Source organism: Methanolobus bombayensis (assembly GCF_017873415.1).
Classification (GTDB): domain Archaea; phylum Halobacteriota; class Methanosarcinia; order Methanosarcinales; family Methanosarcinaceae; genus Methanolobus; species Methanolobus bombayensis.
This window is the reverse complement of record NZ_JAGGKD010000005.1, coordinates 39,408-62,934: the sequence shown is the minus strand read 5'-3', so window position 1 is coordinate 62,934 and position 23,527 is coordinate 39,408. Positions and strand designations below refer to the sequence as shown.

The 23,527-nt window shown below is 39.6% G+C and carries 22 protein-coding genes; 7 read left to right on the top strand and 15 right to left on the bottom strand.

The window, feature by feature from the left end; genetic code table 11:
* Nucleotides 1-3: 3 nt before the first annotated feature.
* The 6 genes from pfkC to J2746_RS07330 form a co-directional block, all read right to left on the bottom strand.
* Complete coding sequence (gene pfkC / locus J2746_RS07355; protein ID WP_209618524.1) at nt 4-1,491, bottom strand: ADP-specific phosphofructokinase; 1,488 nt, start codon at nt 1,489-1,491, stop codon at nt 4-6.
* 78 nt (nt 1,492-1,569) lie between these two features.
* Nucleotides 1,570-1,902 (bottom strand): hypothetical protein, encoded by a 333-nt coding sequence (locus J2746_RS07350; protein ID WP_209618521.1) that lies wholly within the window; start codon nt 1,900-1,902, stop codon nt 1,570-1,572.
* A 23-nt stretch (nt 1,903-1,925) separates the two neighbouring features.
* Nucleotides 1,926-2,126 carry a hypothetical protein gene (locus J2746_RS07345; RefSeq protein WP_209618518.1) on the bottom strand — a complete coding sequence of 67 codons (201 nt, stop codon included), beginning with the start codon at nt 2,124-2,126 and terminating at the stop codon, nt 1,926-1,928.
* A gap of 156 nt (nt 2,127-2,282) precedes the next feature.
* Nucleotides 2,283-3,224 (bottom strand): N-acetyl-gamma-glutamyl-phosphate reductase, encoded by a 942-nt coding sequence (argC, locus tag J2746_RS07340; RefSeq protein ID WP_209618515.1) that lies wholly within the window; start codon nt 3,222-3,224, stop codon nt 2,283-2,285.
* A gap of 74 nt (nt 3,225-3,298) precedes the next feature.
* Complete coding sequence (argJ, locus tag J2746_RS07335) at nt 3,299-4,483, bottom strand: bifunctional ornithine acetyltransferase/N-acetylglutamate synthase (protein WP_209618512.1); 1,185 nt, start codon at nt 4,481-4,483, stop codon at nt 3,299-3,301.
* Nucleotides 4,484-4,583: 100 nt separating this feature from the next.
* On the bottom strand, nt 4,584-5,051 hold the full coding sequence (locus tag J2746_RS07330) for a CBS domain-containing protein (RefSeq protein WP_209618509.1): 468 nt from the start codon (nt 5,049-5,051) through the stop codon (nt 4,584-4,586).
* A gap of 223 nt (nt 5,052-5,274) precedes the next feature.
* On the opposite strand from J2746_RS07330, the gene J2746_RS07325 reads away from it, so the two are divergent.
* On the top strand, nt 5,275-5,907 hold the full coding sequence (locus tag J2746_RS07325) for a hypothetical protein (RefSeq protein WP_209618506.1): 633 nt from the start codon (nt 5,275-5,277) through the stop codon (nt 5,905-5,907).
* A 235-nt stretch (nt 5,908-6,142) separates the two neighbouring features.
* On the opposite strand, the gene J2746_RS07320 is transcribed toward J2746_RS07325, so the two are convergent.
* From J2746_RS07320 to J2746_RS07290, 7 genes are all read right to left on the bottom strand, one after another.
* Nucleotides 6,143-6,601, bottom strand: coding sequence for a hypothetical protein (locus J2746_RS07320; RefSeq protein WP_209618503.1), 459 nt, complete (start codon nt 6,599-6,601; stop codon nt 6,143-6,145).
* A gap of 263 nt (nt 6,602-6,864) precedes the next feature.
* On the bottom strand, nt 6,865-7,326 hold the full coding sequence (locus J2746_RS07315; protein ID WP_245250039.1) for an arsenate reductase ArsC: 462 nt from the start codon (nt 7,324-7,326) through the stop codon (nt 6,865-6,867).
* 61 nt (nt 7,327-7,387) lie between these two features.
* Nucleotides 7,388-7,834: an arsenate reductase ArsC gene (locus tag J2746_RS07310; protein ID WP_209618497.1), complete on the bottom strand. Its 447-nt coding sequence runs from the start codon at nt 7,832-7,834 to the stop codon at nt 7,388-7,390.
* Nucleotides 7,835-8,027: 193 nt separating this feature from the next.
* Entirely contained in the window at nt 8,028-8,576 is a 549-nt protein-coding gene (locus tag J2746_RS07305) for a ferredoxin domain-containing protein (RefSeq protein ID WP_209618494.1), read from the bottom strand.
* 114 nt (nt 8,577-8,690) lie between these two features.
* Nucleotides 8,691-9,743 (bottom strand): GTP-binding protein, encoded by a 1,053-nt coding sequence (locus J2746_RS07300; protein ID WP_209618491.1) that lies wholly within the window; start codon nt 9,741-9,743, stop codon nt 8,691-8,693.
* A 154-nt stretch (nt 9,744-9,897) separates the two neighbouring features.
* Complete coding sequence (locus J2746_RS07295; RefSeq protein WP_209618488.1) at nt 9,898-13,281, bottom strand: PAS domain S-box protein; 3,384 nt, start codon at nt 13,279-13,281, stop codon at nt 9,898-9,900.
* Nucleotides 13,282-13,432: 151 nt separating this feature from the next.
* Nucleotides 13,433-14,614: a PQQ-dependent sugar dehydrogenase gene (locus J2746_RS07290; protein ID WP_209618485.1), complete on the bottom strand. Its 1,182-nt coding sequence runs from the start codon at nt 14,612-14,614 to the stop codon at nt 13,433-13,435.
* Between the two features lie 346 nt (nt 14,615-14,960).
* Here J2746_RS07290 and J2746_RS07285 point away from each other — a divergent pair, with 346 nt between their 5' ends.
* From J2746_RS07285 to J2746_RS07265, 5 genes are all read left to right on the top strand, one after another.
* Nucleotides 14,961-18,437, top strand: a complete 3,477-nt coding sequence (locus J2746_RS07285) for a PAS domain S-box protein (RefSeq protein ID WP_209618481.1) — start codon at nt 14,961-14,963, stop codon at nt 18,435-18,437.
* Nucleotides 18,438-18,732: 295 nt separating this feature from the next.
* Entirely contained in the window at nt 18,733-19,068 is a 336-nt protein-coding gene (locus tag J2746_RS07280) for a winged helix-turn-helix domain-containing protein (protein WP_209618478.1), read from the top strand.
* Between the two features lie 2 nt (nt 19,069-19,070).
* On the top strand, nt 19,071-19,352 hold the full coding sequence (locus tag J2746_RS07275) for a carboxymuconolactone decarboxylase family protein (RefSeq protein ID WP_209618476.1): 282 nt from the start codon (nt 19,071-19,073) through the stop codon (nt 19,350-19,352).
* A 170-nt stretch (nt 19,353-19,522) separates the two neighbouring features.
* Nucleotides 19,523-20,152, top strand: a complete 630-nt coding sequence (locus J2746_RS07270) for a GbsR/MarR family transcriptional regulator (protein ID WP_209618473.1) — start codon at nt 19,523-19,525, stop codon at nt 20,150-20,152.
* 95 nt (nt 20,153-20,247) lie between these two features.
* A complete protein-coding gene (locus tag J2746_RS07265; protein WP_209618470.1) occupies nt 20,248-20,676 on the top strand; it encodes a nucleoside 2-deoxyribosyltransferase in 429 nt (142 codons plus the stop codon).
* Between the two features lie 48 nt (nt 20,677-20,724).
* Here J2746_RS07265 and J2746_RS07260 read toward each other — a convergent pair whose 3' ends face one another.
* Together J2746_RS07260 and J2746_RS07255 are read right to left on the bottom strand one after the other, a co-directional pair.
* A complete protein-coding gene (locus tag J2746_RS07260) occupies nt 20,725-21,360 on the bottom strand; it encodes a TIGR00296 family protein (RefSeq protein WP_209618467.1) in 636 nt (211 codons plus the stop codon).
* Nucleotides 21,361-21,411: 51 nt separating this feature from the next.
* A complete protein-coding gene (locus J2746_RS07255) occupies nt 21,412-22,647 on the bottom strand; it encodes a phosphoglycerate kinase (protein WP_342451823.1) in 1,236 nt (411 codons plus the stop codon).
* 195 nt (nt 22,648-22,842) lie between these two features.
* Between J2746_RS07255 and J2746_RS07250 the strand changes: the two genes are divergently transcribed.
* Entirely contained in the window at nt 22,843-23,406 is a 564-nt protein-coding gene (locus J2746_RS07250) for a flavodoxin family protein (RefSeq protein ID WP_209618463.1), read from the top strand.
* Nucleotides 23,407-23,527 lie beyond the last annotated feature (121 nt).

The window sequence follows — 23,527 nt, the reverse complement described above, 5'->3', positions numbered from 1 at the left end:
TTATTACTCCGTTATTTTGCATATATTTATTTTCGGCATTTTTGCCAGTAAAGCAACGAAAGCACCTGCCGAGATAGCATCACCAATTCCTACTGTTGCAACCGGGTCTTTTACAACCTTAGAAGGAACGATAATTAAATTATGGTCCAGCGCACTTATGCAACCATCCTCGAAATCTTCAGCAGAGCATATGTTGTTCCTGACAAGGTGTTTTTCAAGTTCAATCAGATCCATGTAACCCTGATCATACACCGGGACCCCAAGACCGATATCTATGTCGTCGATACCTGTAATATTTCCTGTTGCTGCCTGTGTAGCCGCCACGGCTGATGCGAAAAGTAGTGCCTGACGATGTGCATCCGCGTCAAGAGGGTGGTTCTTTGAGACCACGCATATGTAGAATCCAAGTGAGTGAATATGCACTCTCTGAAGCTCCAGTTCTTTGAGTAACATCACAGCACCTTCATAAAGAGAAACAATGCTGTTCTCACCTTTGTTGATAACGGAATATGCAAGTTCCTCATAACCAAGAACATTGAGAGCGTTTGCAACTTCCACGGTATCAAGACCAAGGGATGTAACATGCTTTTTCACGATCTCTGAGAGCAATGCTTTGCGAATTACCTTGTTCTGTATGGATGTGAATTCTACGTGAAGGCGCATCTGAGGATTACAGCCCTTCAGGCGTTCTATTACATTGACAGCACGCTGCACATAATCCTTGTATGTGGTGCCGTCATCATATTCTTCCTTGATCATCTGGTAACCTGAAAGTATAGCTCCATCGATATCCTCCCTTATGTCAGAAAGCTGCTCATACATTTCAGGACTCATGTCGATGCGCAACCAATTAGGTCTTGATGAAACGATAAGGCGATTGTCCCTTGGAACTATGAATTCTTCGCCTGAGCATCTGAAACGTACACCTTTGGAGAATTCAAGTATCCAGTTTATTTTGGACTTTTGATCTGGATTGTATGCTTCCTTTGGGTGTTTTAGATACAGCTTACCGTTCTCTATTAAAGGATGTTTCAGGTTGGGAGAATCTACAAAATAATCAGCCTGATCTTTTGAAAGCCAGGGAACATATGTGATTACATTCTTCACCCCAAGGTTTGCAAGTAAGTTTGAAATAATTCCTGCCTGACCTCCCATGCGTGCTGAATCAAAGACCATGTTGTCCATGAGCCATTCGTGCAGGTCAGATGTATAAGTAGGAACCTCGGCGGCTTTACCGTCTCGCATTGCAATTATAAGTCTTGCCAGAAAATCAGCCGGTTCATTGATCTCACGAGGATATGAAAGTATTTTTTCCCTTATTTTTTCAATTCCTACAATCCTGATCAGACTTTTAATATTCTCTTCCCGAATATGTTTCATGGCATCAACATTGCTGTTATAAGCCACAAAGACACCTTGCACGTTCGCAAGCTCACCCTTTACGTTGGAAACGGCTTCAACGTAGCGTTTCTCCCATTCCTCAATCTCCATTATTTCACCCAATTGATATTAATTATGTTTAGAGAGTATTTATAAACGATGGATGTGAGATAAATCCAAATTATATCCTTATTCGAGAACTACCAGACTTTCATCTACGTAAGTGATATCCAATTCTCTTACAGGTATAGGCACCTGATGACCTGTAAATTTCTTGTCACCATTGTTTGTAATATGAACTCTGTATGAACCCAGCTCCATACAAATAACTTCAACAGAAACTGTTATTCTGTCTGATAGAAACATCTTGCGTAGTTCAGCTTCAGCAAGATAAGCATTTGAATATGCAGACGAATCATCATATCCCATTACTTTATCAAGATCAGGATGATATCCATCATTCTTTAAAATCCACAATTCGCATGTTGTGGATGCAGGTAATGGTGGTACTTTTATCCACACATTATCATTTGATGAAACTCCACTTATCCAATAAGGAATCTTGTCAGATGAACTATATTCAAGATCATTTTTTCAATAATGGAACTTGCAAGATCTTCTGTAGAACTGATGAATCCATCATAGGATGTGTAGTCTATTTCTGTGTCAGCATAAAAGTGATCTATAATCCCAAATGACAGCCACAAGAGTGCGATTACCAAAATGATATTCTCTATTTTAGACATGTAAGCCAAACCAACCCCATTGACATATCAAAAATAGAGGATGGTAAAGATATAATTTTGCTTTTGTTATGATAAAATTCGAATTGACTTCAAAAAGAAAGAATGTTAGCAGATGAACTGCCAACTAGTTAGAATAAGTATTTCAACAACAAAATCTCAAATGAGACCGGTCGTTTCATCCATGCCAAGCATGATGTTCATGTTCTGTATAGCTGCACCAGATGCACCTTTTCCAAGGTTGTCCAGACGTGAGATCACCTGTATCTGTTCATCGTTGCCGTAGATATAGATGTCAGAATAATTGGTGTCGTTGCTTCCCTGAACATCGAAAGCATTGTCCACAAGGTCATCAGCCTCGTCAACTTCGTGAACACGGATGAATATTGAATCACCGAAATACTTCTGGTAGATCTCATACAGATCCTGTTTTGTCACTGTTTTCTCCAGTTCCTTAACTGACAGAGGTAATGTAACTGCAAGTCCCCTTGGGAAATTGGAAACAACAGGCATGAGAATAGGATTTACATTCAGACCGGAACGTACCCTTACCTCAGGAACATGCTTGTGAGTCAGACCAAGAGCATACTGTCTTGGGGCTTTGTAAGCTCGTTCTTCTGTGGTCTCGTATGTTTCGATCATTTTTTTTCCACCACCGGTATATCCGGTGATGGAGAACAACGGAACAGCAGTTTCTCTGGAAACTATTCCTTCTTCCACAAGAGGATAAAGTGCAACTACAGCTGCTGAAGCATGACAACCGGGATTTGAAACCCTGCTTGCTCCGGCTACGTTCTCCCTGTGTCTGGTAGAGAGCTCGGGTAATCCATAAGCCCATGAATCATTGGTACGGTTGGCTGTGGATGCATCAATGATCCTTGTTTCAGGATTTGTCACCAGACTTACGGTATCCGCTACAGCTTCATCCGGCAGGCACAGGAATACCAGGTCTGCCTCGTTGAGCAGCTTTGTTCTCAGTTCCCTGTTATGACGTTCTTCATATGGAATCTCAAGAATCTCTACTTCAGGATGCTTTGCCAGACGCTCGTTTACCAGTAAGCCGGTCGTTCCGTGTTGACCGTCCACATATATCTTGTACATTATTTTCCTCGAAATCAATAATTATCAGTTGAATTAATGGAATTAATATTTGGATTGGTAATCAGGTCGAATTATCAGGTTGTGTACTCAGCATTGATCCTGACATAATCATACGTCAGGTCACAGCCCCATGCTGTTGCACTCTTATCACCCATACCAAGATCGGTGATGATGTAGATCTCATCCTCTGCCATGATATTTTTTAATCTGGAAAGGGATTCCTCATCATTTTTGACGACCTCGCCATCCTTTACAAGCTCCACAACATCAGTTCCTGCTGAGAATGAAAGAGAGATCTTTTCAGGGATGATATCTGCACCGGAATATCCTGCTGCTACTACGATACGTCCCCAGTTAGGATCCTGACCAAATATTGCGGATTTTACAAGTGGGGAGCGCACAATTGCTTTGGTTACAAGACGGGCATCCTCTTCTGTTGCTGCACCTGTTACCTTGGATTCAATGATTTTTGTTGCACCTTCTCCGTCAACAGCGATCATCTTTGCAAGTTCAGTGAGAACTAGATCAAGACCTGCCTGAAGGTCGTCTATCTCAGGAGTGATACCGGATTGACCTGTGGCTGTTACAAGAACCATGTCGTTGGTGCTTGTGTCACCATCCACTACTATCATGTTGAAACTCTTGTCAACGGCAACTTTCAGGCATGACTGTAAGACATCAGGGTGAACTTCCGCATCGGTGTAAACGAAAGCGAGCATTGTACCCATGTTCGGCTCGATCATACCTGAACCCTTGGCAATGCCGGCTATGCGGATGCCACAGTCCATTTCGATTGCAATTTCCTTCGAGACTGTGTCGGTTGTCATGATGGAGCGTGCTGCACTCATACTTGCATCGGCGTCTTCACCAAGTGATTCCAGAACTTCAGCGAGATGGGCAGTAATCCAGCCGGTGTCAAGTTTGTGGCCTACAACACCTGTGGAAGCCACACCGATAAGCTCTTCGCTGACATCGAGTTTTGATCCGAGGGCAGATGCCATGATCCTTGCATCAGCAAGACCCTGCACACCTGTGAAAGCATTGGCATTGCCGCTGTTCACGATTACACCTGAGAGTCTTCCGGTCTTTGAGATATGCTCTCTTGTTACTACCAGAGGAGCTGCTATGACCTTATTCCTGGTGTAGACTCCGGCAGCGTTGCCTTCTGCCCGGATGATTGCAAGTCCCATCTTTCCATGTTTGATTCCACCGGCACGCACACCTTTTACAGCACAGATACCGCCTTCAATGAATTTCATGATATGCCTTCTACTTGATTTGAATATGATTTTGACTTTGTAATTGTCAGAGTTTAATTTTAAGATTGGTTTCAGATTTCATTTTTGGATTTGGGCGAACTTATAATTGTCCAAGTCCGGCGATGATGTCACCACGTGTTACAATACCCACAAGTGTGCCGTCCTCGTTTACCACAGGAAGGCGGTTTATTTTGTGTTTGCTAAGGATCGTGGAAGCATCCTCGATCGAGGAATCCGGACCTATTGCGTAAACACCTTTGGTCATTATTTCTCTGATGGGTTTTGAACCAAAGTCCTCAAGCATATCCTTGGTCTCTTCCCAGTTGAGTAACTCGCGGATTGGTACTTCGATGACCTCAAAAGGACTTGGAAGCCATAGACCGCCATGTTCAGGAACCTCAAGCAGTGCGAGGATATCTCCCTCTGAAACTATGCCAACTACCTTACCGTCATCCACTACCGGAAGACCACTGACCTTTTCCTGCTTCAGGAGTTGTGCTACCTGCCTGATAGGAGTGTCCGGGGAGCAGGTAACAACTTCAGTGTTCATTACATCTTTTACGTCCATGATTATACCTTACTTTACTATGATATTTCAGGATTTGCACCTCAAGTGAGTGCAGAGTTCCACATAGTCCATGCTTTTTTGAATATAAGGTGAAAAAGTGGTTGTTGGGGTATAATGGTTGCGCTTTATTGAGATTAAAATGGATATGTGTTTTCAGATTTCCCATTATAAAGGAAGTCATTTATAGGAAGATTTAAGGTTTTTACATATGTATTAATAGTATATGACTCATGAAGAAAATACTGATGATTGTAGTACTTTTACATACAAAAATCAAGTAATAAATGTTCTAATACTCACTGTAGGAATAATCTTTGCAGCATCCACAAACGAAACACTCAACAAATCTACAGTTTATACATACTTTGTCATGGGATTTTTTGTATTTGCTATTTTTTTGCATTTGTCTTTTGTGCAGAAAATACCATTAATTTATTTAATATTTTCATTTTTATTCTCAATTTTTTTTGGTTTATCATTTACACCGTTTTTTGCAATAAAAGGTTTAATGAGTTTGAATTCTAATATTGCAGCAATTTTTGCAACATTTCTTTCTTTTAGCCTATTCTTTTTTTTGATAGAAGGTTTACCTCTTATTGAACCAATTAAAAACTCTAGTATATATATGGATATAAAAAAATATATAAAAACAGAAAGCGACAAAATTAATTGGGCATCTTTTTTGAAGGTGACAACATCTCTCGTTTTGATTTATTTATTGCTCACTGTTTACTATGCCTCATGTAGCGATTTATTACATGGAATGAATGAAGAAATAATCAATAATGCATCTGTTATTCAACAATCTGAACCATTGTTTATAAAAATTATCGATAAAATACTCTCACCCTTTTAATCAAAGTTCAAATATAAACAAATAATTCCGAAATCACCCAATAAAGGAAAAACTTCCAACAACCGCTATTAAATCTCTTTTTTGTTTATATGCAATCTCGGATTTTATTGAATCGGTAGAAGGTGTGGAAATTATTTTCCTATTATGTTGACAAATCAGAAATTCAGATTCTAGAAAATACTCCAAAAAACAGAAAACAAAGAATGGTTAAACAAACCATTCTCACAACTCAATCTCAAAATCCAAACAGTGATGTTACGTCCATTACCACACTGGCAACGGTATATTTCACGGTGCTTGTGACACCCACAGGTTCCACAACTATCTCGCCGTTGTTCTTTGCTGCGATGAACTCTGACAATGGGTCTGATGCTCTGAGAACTGACCTTACGGTAAATTCGTTTGCACCGACAATCATGCTTGCGTCAAAATCATCGTCCGCATCTATTTCTTCAAATGTTGTGATAACTGCATCTTCTGTAATGGCTTTGATGTAGACCTCATCTCCGTCATCATCGACTATTACAAGCTTAATATCCTCATCACCAAGAAGAGTTACAAGATAAGATGGGACCGCAGCCACATTTGCATTGTATTCATCAACATCATTTTCAAGATCATCAACAATATCTGCGCTGGCAACAGGCATCATCATTGCCATTAGCAGAACCAAAATTACTATTATTTTTTTCATCCGCTCACTCCATTCCTCATTTTGTATTTTGAACCCACGATCTGAATCAATTCAAATCATGTAATATACAGTGAAATATTACATAACACACATATGTAATAATTCTAATTATACTTTTTTCTATGATTGGAAAATATTATGCAAGTGTAGGGATTCACACACTAATAGCGAACAATCATGCAGCAAATAGTATACTACCAGATACAAGACAAGTTAAAAATTAAATTAAAAAAGCTATGGATAAAACAACAGGAAACTAAGATTCAGTTAAATGTCTGAATGATCCATTCCTTTATCTCATCACGGAGCTTCCTGAAAACTTCAAGCTGTTCTGTATCAGAACCTGAGGCCCCTGAAGGGTCCTTAAAACTTCTATGCATTAGTTTTCTGGCAAGTGGTTGGTCGCTTCTTACATTTACACCTGTAAGTTCCGGTGTGTTACAAACAGGGCATGCCTGTTTTGCTTTATCACAAACTGTTACAAGAACATCAAAAACAATATCCTGGTACTCACTTAATGTCTTGGAACGCTGAGCAGAAATGTCAATACCAATTTCCTGCATCACCTGAATCGCACGTGGATCTACATCAGTGGCTTCCACACCTGCACTGTAAACGTCATAACTATCTCCATAAATAGACCTCATTAGTCCGTCAGCCATCTGTGACCTTGCAGAATTGTGGTAGCACACAAAAAGAATCTTCTTTTTATCCTGCTTTTCCATAAATTCACCCTTCATACCCTCAAACACATCAAAAAATGGTTAATATGAAAACGATCGGGATTTATGAATTATCAATGTCTGCAACAAATTTCTCGATCCTTTCTTTGATCGCATCCCTGAGTTCACGTGTCTGTTCCAGTTTCTCTGAATCAGTTCCGGTAAATGTTTCAGGATCAGGATAAGGCCAGTGAAGTTGAACAAATGGCTTTGGGAAAAGTGGACATTCCTCTTCATGTGCCCTGTCACATACTGTAATTATATACTGGAATAGCTTGCCCTCTTTGAAAAGGTCCCATGCTGACTGAGGTTTGTTCCCACTCAGGTCAAAACCATCCTCTTCCATAACTTTCAACACCAGCGGGTTTATGGCCTCTGGTTTGTAACCGGCACTTTCAACCTCAAATCTTTCGCTGCCAATCTTTTTCAGATAAGCTTCAGCGATCTGACTTCGACCACTGTTACGGACACAAATAAAAAGGACTTTGATTTTGTTATCATCTGACATCATGTAGTAGCTTTGTCACCAGACAGTGATATAAACCTACTCTATATAGATTATAGAGAATAAATGTTTGAAAACACATACATTCCCCATAATGAAAAGAAGTAGAAGCTGGTGTTCAACACCAACAAGCAATTAATACTATTCATCTTGTGCCTGTCCAAACGGCCATTCACCTTGTGCCTGTCCAAACGGCCATTCACCTTGTGGATGGCCTGTCAAAGAATATATTCTTGCCTTTGACACTCAGCGGCATTGCCATTGCAACATCGGCATCTATCATATCAAAATAACATGCTGCTGCACCTGCAGAGTAGAGAACCCTGTTGTCAATACACAGATCCTTAGCCTTTGCTGCTGCTGCTCCAATAGCAATTCCGAGGTCCATATACTTGATCATGCAGTGCGGACCGGTGAATTCAACCTTAGTTTTTTTCTGCTTTACCATATCATCACATGTTTCAAACCCACATGCACCACAGTTAAGTGAACTCACACCTGAAGACTTCAGGCCAATTATAACCAGAGAATCCGCATCCCTGACATTCTTAGCATCACGTATCAGGAATTTCATACCCTTAATATCACTAAGTTCCTCCATTTTATCCGCAAGCTCCATTCTGTCCTTTTCATTAAACAAATATGTCACAATATCATCGACACCTTTGCCTTTAGGAGCTGTTCTTGCAGCCACAAGAATGGTATTTGCAAGCGATTCAAGTACTTCGGTTTCAGGATTCTGTTTCATAAAATAAAAAATGCTTCAATGATATTTAGATATTGACATAAAATGAAGAAAAAGAAGTAAGACAGGAGAACTATTCCTGCCTGGAAAAGATACAAAATGTAAAATGTGCAACAATTACAGGTCAAGACTCAGGAAATTAGGCTCATCGCGGACATGAGAATGAGCTTTTTCAAATTCTACGGCTTCTTTTTTGAGATTATCCTGGATACATTCATCCACAATACTAACAAGATCCTCTTTATCAACCTTTGTAACAGCGCTGAGGAACTTGAGATGTTCCTCTCCATCGCCCTTCTCATCAAGTATCTCAACAACAGGTTCGCCATCTGAAGATGTCAGGCTACCTTTCACAAGACCGGATGAAGATTTGAAACTTATCTTGACATGACCAACAAAATCAGGATTTAGCTCCTTTACCTTGTCCTTGATACTCACAAGTGTATGGACCAGCATATTAGTTATCTTATCCACATCCTTGCCATTGGAAGTAATGGAATACTCACCCGCATAAGTTCCAACACCTGAGACTTCCATGGAATTCATATCCTCACGTTCCTGGTGTATCTCACTTTCACCTGTAAGCAGGTCCATAAATCTCTCAAACTTTTCATCGGCGTTCTTTGCAGAGAACTCCACAACAATAGCATCAGGATTTATTTCAAGTGCTTTCTGAGTTGAGGAGGCAATGGTCTCCCTGTCTACAAGGTCGATCTTATTGATACAAACAATTTCAGACTCTTTGATCTGGTTCTCGATAAATTTAGGGATCTGATCGAACTCAGCAACAAACCTGCTTGAATCCACAATAGTAACAACCGGAGCAAATGAAATGTCACCAAGGTCCATAAGCTCAATATGCTCCTTGATCTGAAGAGGAAATGCAATTCCGGTTGGTTCTATAATAATAACATCCGGTCCATAGTCCTCGATAATAGTATCCAGAGTTAACTCCATGCTAACCTTAAGTGAACAACATATACAACCGCTTGTAAGTTCCTTTGTTACAAGTCCGCTGCTCGAAATGGTTGCACCGTCCACTCCAACCTCACCTACCTCATTGACAATAATAGCTATTTTATGGCCTTTATCAATGAGATGTTTACCAAGATTCCTTAAAGTAGTTGTTTTACCGCTTCCCAGAAAACCGCCTATGATTATGACTTTCATTTTTTCACCTTGGATTAAATACCTTATACCCTTATTCCTGTCTGCAACTAATCATGGATCCGAAAGAAAATATATCCATAAATCAGGTTACTAAACTAAAAAGCTTTTTGAAAAATCATTCCTGATGCAGGATTTAAAAGTGTTTCAGACGATTTCATCGTTCCAGAGGAAGACGAATATGAATTGAGGTTCCTTTCCCTTCTTCACTGCTGACGTAAATATCACCTTTATGATCCTCAACTATCTTCTTACAGATGTAAAGACCAAGTCCGGTGCCACCATATCTTCTCTTAACAGATGAATCAACCTGATAGAAACGCTGGAAAAGCATTGGTATTTTATCTTCAGGAATTCCAATTCCTGTATCCTCTACATCCAGATACATTGAGCCTTCAGAGACATGTGCTGAAACCGTAACTTTGCCACCTTCGGGAGTGAACTTAACTGCATTGTCGATCAGGTTCACAAAAACATCCATCATCTTATCACGGTCAACAGCAAGTTGTGGGAGATCAGAAGGAATATCTGTCACAAGTTCTATGTTCTTACTTGCAGCCTGAAGTGCAAGATCCTGAACCGAATGATCCAGTATGTCCCCGATATCAAGCATTTCAAAAGAATAGTTCAGTTTACCGGACTGTGCACGGCTCAGATATAACAAAGAATCCACAAGTCTTCTAAGCCGTTCTGAATTCCTGAGCACAGTCTCCACAGCCTTTTGCTGCTGTTCATTCACATCACCAAGTGTTCCGTCAGAAATAAGCTGGCTGTATCCCTGAATGGATGTCAGAGGGGTCTTGAATTCATGACTTACATTCGAGAGGAAATCATCCTTCATCCTGTCCAGGGATTTCAATTCCTCGTTAGCCTGTGAAAGTTCTTCATTGGTCTTTGAAAGCTCCTTATTGACCTTGGAAAGCTCGTCTGCATACTCACGCAAAGTATCTTCTGATTTCTGGCGCTGGATAAGTTTCCACATGCCTTCCATGAACAATGTAAGCTGCCTTACATCCGTTTTATCGTAATCAGCTTCCTTATTACCAACACCGGCAACACCTACGATCTTCTTCCCGTCAAATATAGGGATGCTCATGTAACGCTTAAGTCTGATGTGACCTTCAGGGTAACCATGTTTCAATGGATTGGGAGCATCGAAATCATTTACAATCACAGCTTTTCTCTGCCTGATAGGTTCCCCCCAGAGACCTATTTCCTCGATCGGGTATTCAAGCTTCCTTCCCTTAACCTTACATTTGTCCATGATACTCTGAGACCATGAATAAATTGTAAGCTTGGCACCGGAATCATTGAGAAATGCAAGATAACCTATCTTACTCTGGGTCAAGCGTACAGCTTCTTCCTGCACAAAATCTGCTACACTTCGCAGAGATAGATCTGTGACATGACTTATCTTCAGTAATGCTTCCAGGCGGGATTCATCAAGCCGCAAAGCCTCTTCTGCCTTTTTACGAATAGAAACATCGCCATAGATACCAATACCTCCCAAAAGAGTGCCATCATCTGCAACATTAGGACTATAATCTGCTTTGAGATAAAGCTCCTTGCCGCTTATGACAGTATGGTATTTACCTTCAAAATGACCTGTTTTTCTTGAAAGGACATCCGAAATAGCCTTTTTCATATCCTTATCCTGTATCTGAGTGACCATATTAAAACCAATAACATAGTCCTTATTTTTCACTCCTATGATCTGAAGGAACTTCTCATTACAATGGGTGACAATACCCTCTGCATTGAAATGGAAAATCCCTACAGGAGAGTTCTCAAAGATAAGGCGGTATTTCTTTTCAGCCTCAAGTACGGCATCTTCGGCTCTCTTCTTTTCGGATATGTCCTCAAAAACACCTATCCCACCAAGGAAGGAACCATCTTCTGCAATATTAGGACTGTAATATGCTTTTATGTAGATTGTAATATCAGTAGAAACCGTGTGATATTCACCTTCAAAGAAACCCTGTTTTCTTGAAAGCGCATCATCAACTGCTTTTTTCATATTTTTATCTACAATTGATGCTCCAAGGTCAAAACCAATGATATCTTCTTTACTTTTCAGCTCCATTATTTTCAGGAATTTTTCATTACAATGAGTGATAATTCCTTTTTCATTGAAATGGAAAATACCAAGAGGGGAATTCTCAAAAATGAGACGGTATTTTTTCTCAGAATTAAGAGCGGTTTCTTCTGCCTTTTTCCTTTTAGTGATATCTATTATTATGCCCTGGTAATAAGCAGGATTCCCTTTTTTATCTCTTATAAGGTGTGATCTTTCCGTAACCCAGCGTACCTTGCCGGACTTTGTCATAAGACGATATTCCTTTGAGAAGAACATCTTTCCCTGAATTTCAAGCTCTTCTACACCGCTGCGTACATAATACTGATCATCAGGATGGATTATGTCTCCGTAATTCATTTTACCTGAAGTCAGATCCTCGGGAGTATAACCGAACTGTGAGATATTCTCAGAAACAAAAGCAACAGGCCAGCCCATTTCCGCACTCCATAGAAATGCCACAACAGGACTTTTTCTGTATATATCTTCCAGTTTTTCTATTGATTTGAATTTATCACGCAATGTTTCATGGTTGATTGTCTGCTCCACAAGCTTGCCTATAGTACCTATCATACCACTGTAATTACCCTCATCATCTGTGAGAGGAAGTAAAAAGCCACTATGATAAATGAACTGACCGTCGGGTTTGACAAATGGGAAAACGTCATAACTTCTTGATTGCAGGTCTTCCTTTACTGCCTGGAAAACATCTGCAAATCCGGGATCTTCACCCTCAATACTTTGAGGTATGAAATTTGTCAGTTTCTTTCCGCATACATCACTTTTAGACAGGCCGGATATAGATTCCATACCCTTATTGAAGAAGACGATCTTGTCATTTTCATCGACAGCCCAGAAACCTGTCCACACATTTTCAAGGATCTCATCCCTGAAATACTGACTCCTGCTAATTGTCTTGCATGAGGAAGAACTCTGAAGCAGTGTCCACCTGCTATTTTTCTCAATAATGGTCCCGTCATGCATGCTGATAATTTCAATCATTTCCGTCCTTGAACGTGCTTCGAGGAGAAAAGCAAAAAGACCTGTGATCTTCTTAGTCCTGATAAGTCCCATGGCCTGTTTTTCATATTCCACAAAGCTGTCCCAGGAATCGCCATCTACAATCGTGAATTTGTCAACTATACGCAGGCCATTGTAACCTTCAGCCATTGCAATGTTGTATATCTCCTGCCATTTCAGAAGGTCCATGTCAGAAACAGAGCCTTCTCCGGCAATGTAACATTCATTGCATTCTGAGAATATCAGTTGTCCATTCTCAACATATCTGTCAACATCAAGTCCTGCATCCCTGAGCAGGTCTTTCACATCATCGATATCAAGCTGTCCCGCTACACCCCAGAGGCAACACTCATTGTTACTGAGTCCAGCATCAAAAAAGGAAGCAACAACATCTACAAGTTGGTCTGTTGTGTCATAAAGCAGGGAGAATGAATTGCCCTGTGTCAAATCCTCTGTAAAATCAATATCTGACCGGATATTCTGTATAGTAATTATATAACCCCGCTAATATGAATGTGGAATCCAATATCGCAATCGGAATGAAATAAACGACTCCACTATAACTGTATCAAACTCTTATATTAAAGTAGTTCCTTTTTCAGCCTTCATAACGTATCCTGTATATCTTCCCCGCATTGTCATCACTCACAAAAAGCGAACCATCATCCGCAACGATCACATCAACCGGCCTGCCGCTTATTGTTGCTGCCTTGAGCCATCCTGTTGCAAAATCATTGACCTGATGAGTATCCATGTCAATATTGACGATCTTGTATCCGGTAGGTTCTTTACGGTTCCAGGAACCGTGGTAGCACACAAACAGATCATCCTGATATTCTTCAGGGAACATGTCACCATCATAAAATGTCAGTCCAAGTGGTGCGGAATGAGCCTGAAGGTCAATTAAACTCGGGATTTTACCTCTCTCATTACAGGGATTTCCGGTGTACCTACTATTATTGAAATCAGTGTCAAAGATATTCTTACCATAACAGTCCGGCCATCCATAATCACCGCCTTCAACTATCAGGTTGATCTCATCAGGCGGAGTGTTGTCACCAAGCCAGTCCCTTCCGTTTTCAGTTGCGTATAATTCACCTGTCTCAGGATGGAATTCCAGACCTACAGAATTACGAAGTCCGCTTGCAAATATTGTCAGATTACTGCCATCAAGATCACTTTTTGATATGGCAGCTCTCATTTCATTGGACTCATCACAGACATTACATGAAGAACCCATGCTCAGGTACAGTTCACCATCATGAACTTTGATGGTCCTTGTGTAATGTCCTCCTGTTGGAAGATTATCTATCAACACTTCAAGGCTGTTATTATCAGCTACAAGGTCTCCATCATCATCCCTTACACGAATAACTCTGCTTTCCTCTGCAATGTAATACCAGCCATCATAGTAGTCAATTCCATGTGGATTATTAAGGTCCTGAATGAAAATCAGAAGTTCATCGGCATTGTTATCATTATTCCTGTCCGGGAGGATTGCTATGATTCCTTTGTTAGGAATAGAGACAAAGAGAAGGCCATCTTTTATCATCATCATGCGGGGACCGGGGGACGGACCACCGAAAGAAAGCAGAGACTTGCCAAGATCATCAGCATATACATCGATAACAAAGCCCTCAGGTAAAGTAATTCCATCAACTCCTGAGCCTGTAACTGTCGGGCGAACACCCAGATAATTGGCAGACAGGATAATGATTGCGATAATTGCTATAAATACAAAAACTATCCACCAGATTTTCTTCCCTGAACTGATTTCCACTTGTTAACCCCCTTTCAAATTTGGAAATCAGGAAATAAAAGGTTTTCCAATCTTTCAAAAACCAGACATCTGATGTTATTATACAGATTGTTCAATACAAATGTGCAATATATACTAACTAAAAGATAGCAAAATAAATATATACTTCTTAATGTCAAATGTAAATACAGGAGATTCCCTCGCATAATTACATTTGAAGATCGGACAAAATAATATTCTCCTATGTTAACTGCTCACATCAAACACTCATACATCAATTTTGAAGAGAAGTCTTATTTTGATGATCAAATAAAGAAACTGTGGATTGATAAAAGATCTGTGCCGGAAATTCCATAGAGTGATAAATATGGGTGAAACAGCCAGGTTACATAAAAACATAAAAAGTGAACCCAACGGCTTATCTGAAAGTGAGAAAAGACTCAGAAGTATATTCAAAGCCGCACCCATCGGAATAGGAGTTGTATCTGAGAGGATTCTTACTGAGGTTAACTCCCGAATATGCGAGATGACCGGCTACACTGAGACAGAACTTATAGGGTACAGTGCCAGAAAATTATATCCAACTGATTCTGATTTTGAATATGTAGGTTCTGAAAAATATCGTCAGATAGCTGAACAAGGAACAGGAACAGTTGAAACAAGATGGATAAAAAAAGATGGGACCATCATTGATGTGTTACTTTCCTCAACGCCCATTGATTTAAACGATCTGAAAAAAGGAGTAACATTCACAGCTCTTGACATAACTGAAAGGAAAAGGAATGAAGAAAAACTGTCAGAAGCAGCAAATAGATGGAATATTCTGATAAATCAATCAAGAGATGGGATTGTCATTCTTGACCAAAAAGGTGGTGTTTATGATGCTAACCAGAGTTATGCTAATATGCTTGGTTATTCTCTTGATGAAGTGAAACAATTACATGTATGGGACTGGGATGCAAAATGGACCAGAAGTGAGCTGGAAAAAATAATAACTTCCGTTGGAATGTCTGGTGAGGATCTGGAAACCATATATCGCCGTAAGGATGGAAGTACTTTTGATGTGTCAATAAGTTCAAGTAATATTTATTATGAAAATAAGACCCTTGTACTTTGTGTATGTACTGATATCTCTGAAAGGAAAAAAGCTGAAACAACACTAAGGGAAAGCGAGGAAAAGTTCAGAACACTGGTTTCCGGAATGCAGCAGGGGCTTGCAGTTCATGAAATAATTACGAATTATGATGGAAAAGTTATAGATTATCGCTTCCTTGACGTAAATGATAGTTTTGAAAGAATAACGGGCCTTAAAAAAGAAGCTATCATTGGCAGAACTGTTCTTGAAGTATTACCTAATACCGAAGATTACTGGATAGATAAATACGGAAATGTAGCATTATCCGGTGAACCCTTATTTTATGAAAATTATTCACAGGAACTTGACAGGTTCTACGAAGTTGTAGCATACAGGCCGCGAAAAGGTCAGTTTGCAACCATAATAACAGATGTAACTGAACGCAAAAAAGCAGAAACAATACATAAGCTGCAGGCTGAAAGGGATAAAGCGATAATCGATACATTACCCGATATGCTATTTGTTATTGACAGGGAAGGATATTGCAGAGAATACTATCCGGGAGATGACTCAAAGCCTGCGGTTCCTTTTGAGAATATAATTGGTTCGAACATAAAAGATGTATTCTCTGATGAAGAAGCAAGTAAGTATATAGAAATGTGCAACAAATGTATAGATTCAGGGAGTATGCAGACAGTTGAATATCAGCTCAGCAGCAATGGGAAAAAGTCCTTTTTCGAAGCAAGGCTGAGTCCTCTTTATGAAGATAATGTACTTGCAATTGTTCGTGATATAACCGAAAGAAAAAATTTCAGAGACACCTTGACCACCATTGCTGAAACAGGATTTGAACGTGGAGATAATATATTCAGGATCCTTGTCCGTCAACTTTCTGTTTCTCAGAATATTGACACTGCGTTTCTGGCTGAATACTGCACAGAAGGAGGAGAAAAAGCATCTACGATTGCAGTATGGAGCCATGGAAATTACACAGAAGACTTTGATTTCAAAATTACAGGAACTCTATGTGAAAATGTAATCCTGAACGGAGAATGGTTCTGTCCTTCAAACGTACAACAATTCTTCCCGAAAAGCCGGACACTTCAACGATTGAAAGCAGAAAGTTACTGGGGACTTCCACTAAAGAACAATTCCAATGAGATAATTGGATTACTTGCAATAATTGACGAAAAACCAATGGAACGTTCTGAACACTTGTATTCCATACTCAGTAGTTTTGCTTCACGCGCTGCTGCAGAAATAGAAAGAAGAAAAGCAGAGGAAGCTTTCAAGGAAAATGAAAGAAAATTCCGTAGTTATGTGGATAATTCACCCAGCGCAATTATTGTGGCGGATGACACCGGGCAGTATATAGACGTGAATCCGGCAGCATGTAAGATAACAGGTTACACCAGGGAAGAATTGCTATCAATGAACCAGAAAGATACTTTTCCACCTGAAGAAAAATACAGCTATGAAAAACTGTTCCATGAATTACACGAAAAAGGATACCTTTCTACTGAATTGCCATTCATAAAAAAGGATGGTACAAGAGGCTACTGGTCACTGGACATAGTAAGTCTTTCAGATAACCTTTTCCTTGGAGTACACACTGATATTAGTGATAGGATAAATGCAGAAGAAATGCTTGGTTCTGCAACTCAAAGACTTTCTCTTGCAACAAAAAGTGCTGAAATCGGCATATGGGAATGGGATTTCAAAACTAATTCCCTTATATGGGATAAAAAAATGCATGAATTATACGGATCCGATCCAGGTAAGTTTACAGGAGAGTTCAATTACTGGGAAAAAAGAGTTCATCCGGATGATGTAGAAAAAGCTCTGAAAGAGCTTAATGATGCAATTTCCGGAATAAAAGACTTTAAAACAGAATTTCGTATAATCACCCCTAAAGGAGATATTCGTTTTCTGGAAGCACATTCCATTGTCAAACGTGATACAAACGGAACACCATTAAAAATAATAGGAACAAACTGGGATATCACAGAAAGAAAAATGGCAGAAGAGGCTTTGATATATTCAAAGATCATATCTGAAGATACAAACCGTATCAAAAGTGAATTTATGAAGAATGTATCACATGAACTGAGAACACCACTTACCGCAGTAATTGGTTTTTCAGATGTGCTGTTGCAGCAGGAGTATAAAGGACTTAGCGATGAACAAAAAAAGTATATTGAGTACATCAATACCAGTGGGAAAGACCTTCTTGACCTGATTAATAAAATTATCGATTTCTCCAGATATGAGATCAATGACCTGGAAAATCTTAATCTTAAAAAGATAACACTGGATTCTCTTATCAATGAAATAATCATGCTGATCTCAAAAAGGGCAGCAGATAAGAGTATCAACCTTTCATTTAAAAGAAAAGAAGCAATTGGGACCTTTTATGCAGATGAATATAAACTGACCCAGATAATACACAACCTTCTTGAAAATGCTGTCAAGTTCACAGGCCAGGGAGGAGCAGTTACCATCGAGACCTCAACATCCGGCCATATGCTGCAAATATCAGTAACTGATACTGGAATAGGAATAAATAAAGACGATCTTGAAACTATATTCAAGCCATTGCTTCAGATAGATGGTTCCATTGCCCGAAAATATAGTGGAGCAGGAATTGGACTTGCACTCACTAAAAAGTTCATAGAGCTCCATGGTGGAACTATCGATGTAATAAGTGAACCTGGAAAAGGTAGTAACTTTACTTTTGAGATACCTCTCAATCTGCATCTCTCAAACTGATTGCATCGTACCTTGCTGTAAACCAGCTTTACAATATCCACTTACTTTCATATATTTTTTAGCGAACATAATACATAGTATTGATATAAAAAATAACAGCTCCCATCAAACACTCAAACCTAATGATGATTGTGACGCATGCAATCCTTGTTAATTGTCAGAGCCGGGAAATAATAGTTTTTGTACTCCTATTTCAGGTGATCGAGCTTGACCCATAACATTAAATAAATTAAAGTTTTATAAATTTCAGTGATTACTGAAAGTTCAGTAATTTAAAATATAAACAGGTGGTCAAATGAGTGGAAAGGACACTTTAACGAAAAAACAGGAATGGCTCAACAGGTTAGAGAAAGAAGGAAGACTGAAGACAAATCCTACTGAAGATCATAAGATAGGACTCCAGACAATGCAAAATCCTACACGTCGCAAGATCCTCAAAATGTTGAATAATAACTCTCTTAGTGTTGTGGAGATAGGGGATAATCTGAGCCTCAATAGCTCTATGGCGAAGTTTCACGTTGAAATGCTGGAAAATGCTCTTTACGTGGACAGAGTTGAGAACAGTGAGCCGCTAATGTATCAGATATCACCAAGAGGAGAAGCTTTTCTTGAAAATGTAGAGGAGACATGATAATGAATAACCTGGAAAAATTTGACGAAATTGATAGGAAGATCGGCTTTTCTGCAATGAAAAAAAACATTATGAAAGATGGTGCGATCGACAGCAGAACCAAGAAACTCCTTGTAATTGCAAGTGCTGTTGCAGTTGGTTGTGACAAATGTTTTTCAGTAAATAGAAAACTTGCAAAAGAAGCAGGAATTTCAGAAGAGGAAATCGATGAAGCAATACTAGTAGCCTCATTGATAAGAATGGGGTCAGGGCTTAACTATACGTGGAAAATAATCGATGAATAACAGATCGAACAAACTTTGCAGATTCGGAACAAACTTTTATAAAACAACTGAAATTGGCAAGTTCCAGCACTTTTTTCATAGAAAACATTATAGGCATGGAATTCATGACTAAAATATCGTATTTTTGCACATTTTTAAATGTCCGACAATTTCGATATTGAGGCAGTTCCATGGGTGACAAAGAAAAAAAGACAGCAAAGCTTACACCCCTTCGTCCAGGTGATGAAAGAGGTAGTAATACAAGAGAACGATCATCTTTGCTCTATCCTACAAGAAAAAGGGAACCCGGGAATGTATTCTGGATACCTTCTGATCTGGAAAGCCCAAAGCAAGAATTTACAGAACTCATAACACAGAACTTAAAATCTGAGGGTTTTGACGAAATCTCTTCAAGAATTGTCGGAGTGCTTTTCATAGAGCCTGAAGAAATGTCACTTGAAGAGATATCTATAGAAACCGGATACAGTTTATCAGCCGTCAGTACTGCTATGAAAAACCTCTCACAATTCCATATCATAAAAAGATTCAAAAAGCCAGGTTCAAAAAAAGCTTTCTTTTTCCTTGACAAGAATCTTGCAGCTATCGGTGCACAGGCACTGCGAATGAAATATGATAATGTAATCCTTCCATCAAAAAAGATATTACCGGATATCATCAAAAAATACGAGCGTGACGGATCAGATAAAACTACAAGTGAAATGGAAATAGTTGCCCGTTACTACAGGCAGATACTGAAGCTCGAGTCAATTGTCAAAAAATTCCTTGATGAAATGGAAAACATCGATACAGACGAAGAATAGACAAACGAATTATTATTTTCACCCTGCTTACAACACAATTATTAAGCAGTTGGTCAATTATACATTTCTCTTAAATTAAATGGATGGAATAATTAATGGATGGAAAAAAACAGATATACTTAGCAGGGCCACTTTTTTCACAGGCGGAGAGGGATTTTAACGTACTGCTCAGGGACAGGCTGGTTGAGATGGGATTCTCTGTATTTCTGCCACAGGAGGACGGTAATGATACCGAATCAAGCCGTATGGAGGACAGGCAGAAAACTATTTTTGATAATGATGTACAGGGAATTGACGAATCGGATATTGTGCTGGCGGTGCTTGATGGTGGCAGTGATGTGGATTCAGGGACAGCATGGGAAATGGGCTATGCCTATGCAAAAGGAATTCCGGTACTTGGACTTAAGACTGATTTCAGGACATTCGGTGACGAAGGCATCGTCAACCTGATGATGGAAATGGCAGTAAAGGCACTTGAAAGAGATGTGGATTCTATTCTTAAAGTGCTTGAAAGCTACCTTTAAAACAAAAATGAAAAATCATATAACAAAATATTCATGTCAGGTAATCGATCAATTACCTGAACATGAGCCGTCCTTGAAGTCTTTTTCTTTGACTTCGCCACGGGGTTTGGTCTCTGTAAATATCTGGCCTTCAAAAGCGTAAACTTCAGCACCTGTTACCCATGCATCATGTGGAAGACCAGCTTTTATGCATGTGTGGTTCAGGAACTCTATCTCATCAAAATCATTTTCAGGAGCCACCTGAGGTAATAGCAGACCCTGCCTGTAACCACTTTTCACTATCAATCCGTGTTTTCCTATCTCAATTGAAGATGGTAGTTCCTTTGGAGGAACATCAACAAGCTCAGGTTTTGTGAGTATGGTAACTTCAACAGTGATCTCATCCATCTCTTCCTTTTTAACCGGAGGAAATCTTGGGTCACGAAGTGCTGCTGAGAGAGCTGAATCTGTGATTGCATTTCTTAGTGAAGAATCTGCATAAGGATGGCCTATGCAGCCTCGGAGATCATGGCTTTTAGTGAGGGTTACAAAAACACCCCGTATTTCTTCAAATATAGCAGGGAGCTGGATCTCCGAGCCATCCATCATCTCACCTGTTCTTAAATATAATTCAATGGCATCTCTGGCAAGTTGCACAGCTGCCTGACCTTCGGTATCTGAAAGTAATTTTATCCCATCACTCATAAACTAAACTCCTTTTTTGCTGACTTTATGATCAGCAAATAAATTTAGTTCTTATCTGTTAAGTCTGTATCGAGTGGCTGCAGACTTAAGAGCTTCAATTCCCGGCAACTCTGCCCCTGCAAGATAGTCAATACATGCACCACCACCAGTACTGAGGTGGGAGAACTTTTCTTCATAACCAAGGTTTCTCACTTCGGCAGAAATATGACCACCGCCTGCTATAGAATATTCCGATTCCACAGCCGCTTTGATAATCTCGTGAGTGCCAAGTGCAAATGGTTCAACTTCTGAAAGACCTGCAGGACCGTTAAGAACCACAGTCTTTGCAGCTTTAATTTCATCAGAAAAAGAAACGATCGTCTCAAGACCAATATCATTTATGGGGAGGTTGCCGTCAGGTAACTCGCTCACATGAGCTTCCACCCTGTTTCCACCATCATTAAAAGCAACATCTGAAGGAAGTCCGATCTTACCATTGAATTTTGCAAGAACTTCTTTTCCTCTTTCTATCTGGTCAGTATAACCCTGTGATTCTATGAAATCCAGATTTGTGGAACCAATATCAACACCTGATGCTGCAAGCATAACATTTGCAACAACACCTGTTACAAGCACTCTGTCAGCACCTCCATTACTGAGCACATTCTCGGCAACCGTCAGGGAATCATCAACCTTTGCACCACCCAGTACAAAGATACATGGCCTCTCACCACCTTTTACACCCCTGTCAAGTGATGTTATCTCTTTCTCCATTACACGTCCGGCGCCTGTTGGCAGGGTTTCAGTAAAGCCCATGATGGAAAGATGACTTCTGTGGGAAACAGCAAAAGCATCATTAAGGTAAATATCAATCAGAGGAGAAAGTTTTCTTACCATATGAGTGGTTGAGTGTTCACTTGCTGGCCTTGTTATGCTTTCTTCAGAATAGAATCTGACATTCTCAAGCAAAATCACATCGCCTTTTTTCATGGAAGCAATGGAGGTACGTGCATATGTTCCGAAAATATCGTCCACATACTTTACTTCCTTACCAAGATACTGGGACATTAGCTGAGAATGCGGTTTCATGGTTGTAAAATCGTTTTTACCTGCACGACTCTGATGAGCCATAAGAACAACCTTAGCATCCTCAAGATCTTTTATGGTAGGTATGTGGCTTTTAATTCTCATATCATCGAGAATATTATCGTCAGTATCCATAGGAGTGTTCAGATCCACCCGTACAAGTATGGTTTTACCGTCTATATCAAAATCATCAATAGTAAGATAGTCCCTGCTAGTCAAAATTCCATCACCGCTTCTTTTAACCTGAATGAGCTGATCATTATAGTATATATAGAGTAAATAAGTCCACTTAAGTATATAAATGACATATATTGTCTGATTTTTTGTCATAATGAACTAATCGTATTATACCTTTTCTGTAAATCAAAACAGCCAAAAACTAATATTGATTGCCTTCTATTGCAAAGTGGTGATCTTATGAAGATACTCGGAATATCAGGAAGCCCTAAAGCAGGCCAGAATAATGATACATTGATCAAGAACATGCTGGAGATAGCAGGTGAAAGAGGTTTTGAAACAGATGCTGTATTCCTCTCTGAATCAAAAGTTGCTCCATGTACTGCATGTGGTGTTTGCGCTAAAGGAGAAAAGTGTGTAATTGATGATGATATGAAGCCAGTCTATGATAAACTGTTAGAAGCAGACGCAATAGTAGTTTCATCTCCGGTCTATTTCGGAACAATGACAGCACAGCTTAAAGCACTCTGTGACAGAAGCGTTGTACACAGGAGACAGGGATTCAGGCTCAGCAACAAAGTTGGTGCAGCCATGGCAATAGGCGGTTCAAGGAACGGTGGCCAGGAGAAGACCATCCAGTCTATACATGAATGGATGCACATACACGGAATGATAGTTGTCGGTGACGGCGGACACTTTGGTGGAATTCTCAGGAAACCTGCTGCAGAAGATGAAGAAGGTATGAAAACAGCAGTTGACACAATCAACAAAGTCTGTGACGTACTTGAAATGATGAAGAAATGAAATATTTTCTTCACATCATCATTCTTTATTTTACATTATTTTTCCGGCTTTCTCTGTAAAAGTTATTTTAAACTACCTCTCATCAGCCCACAAAAAACCATATAAATAAATTGATACTATT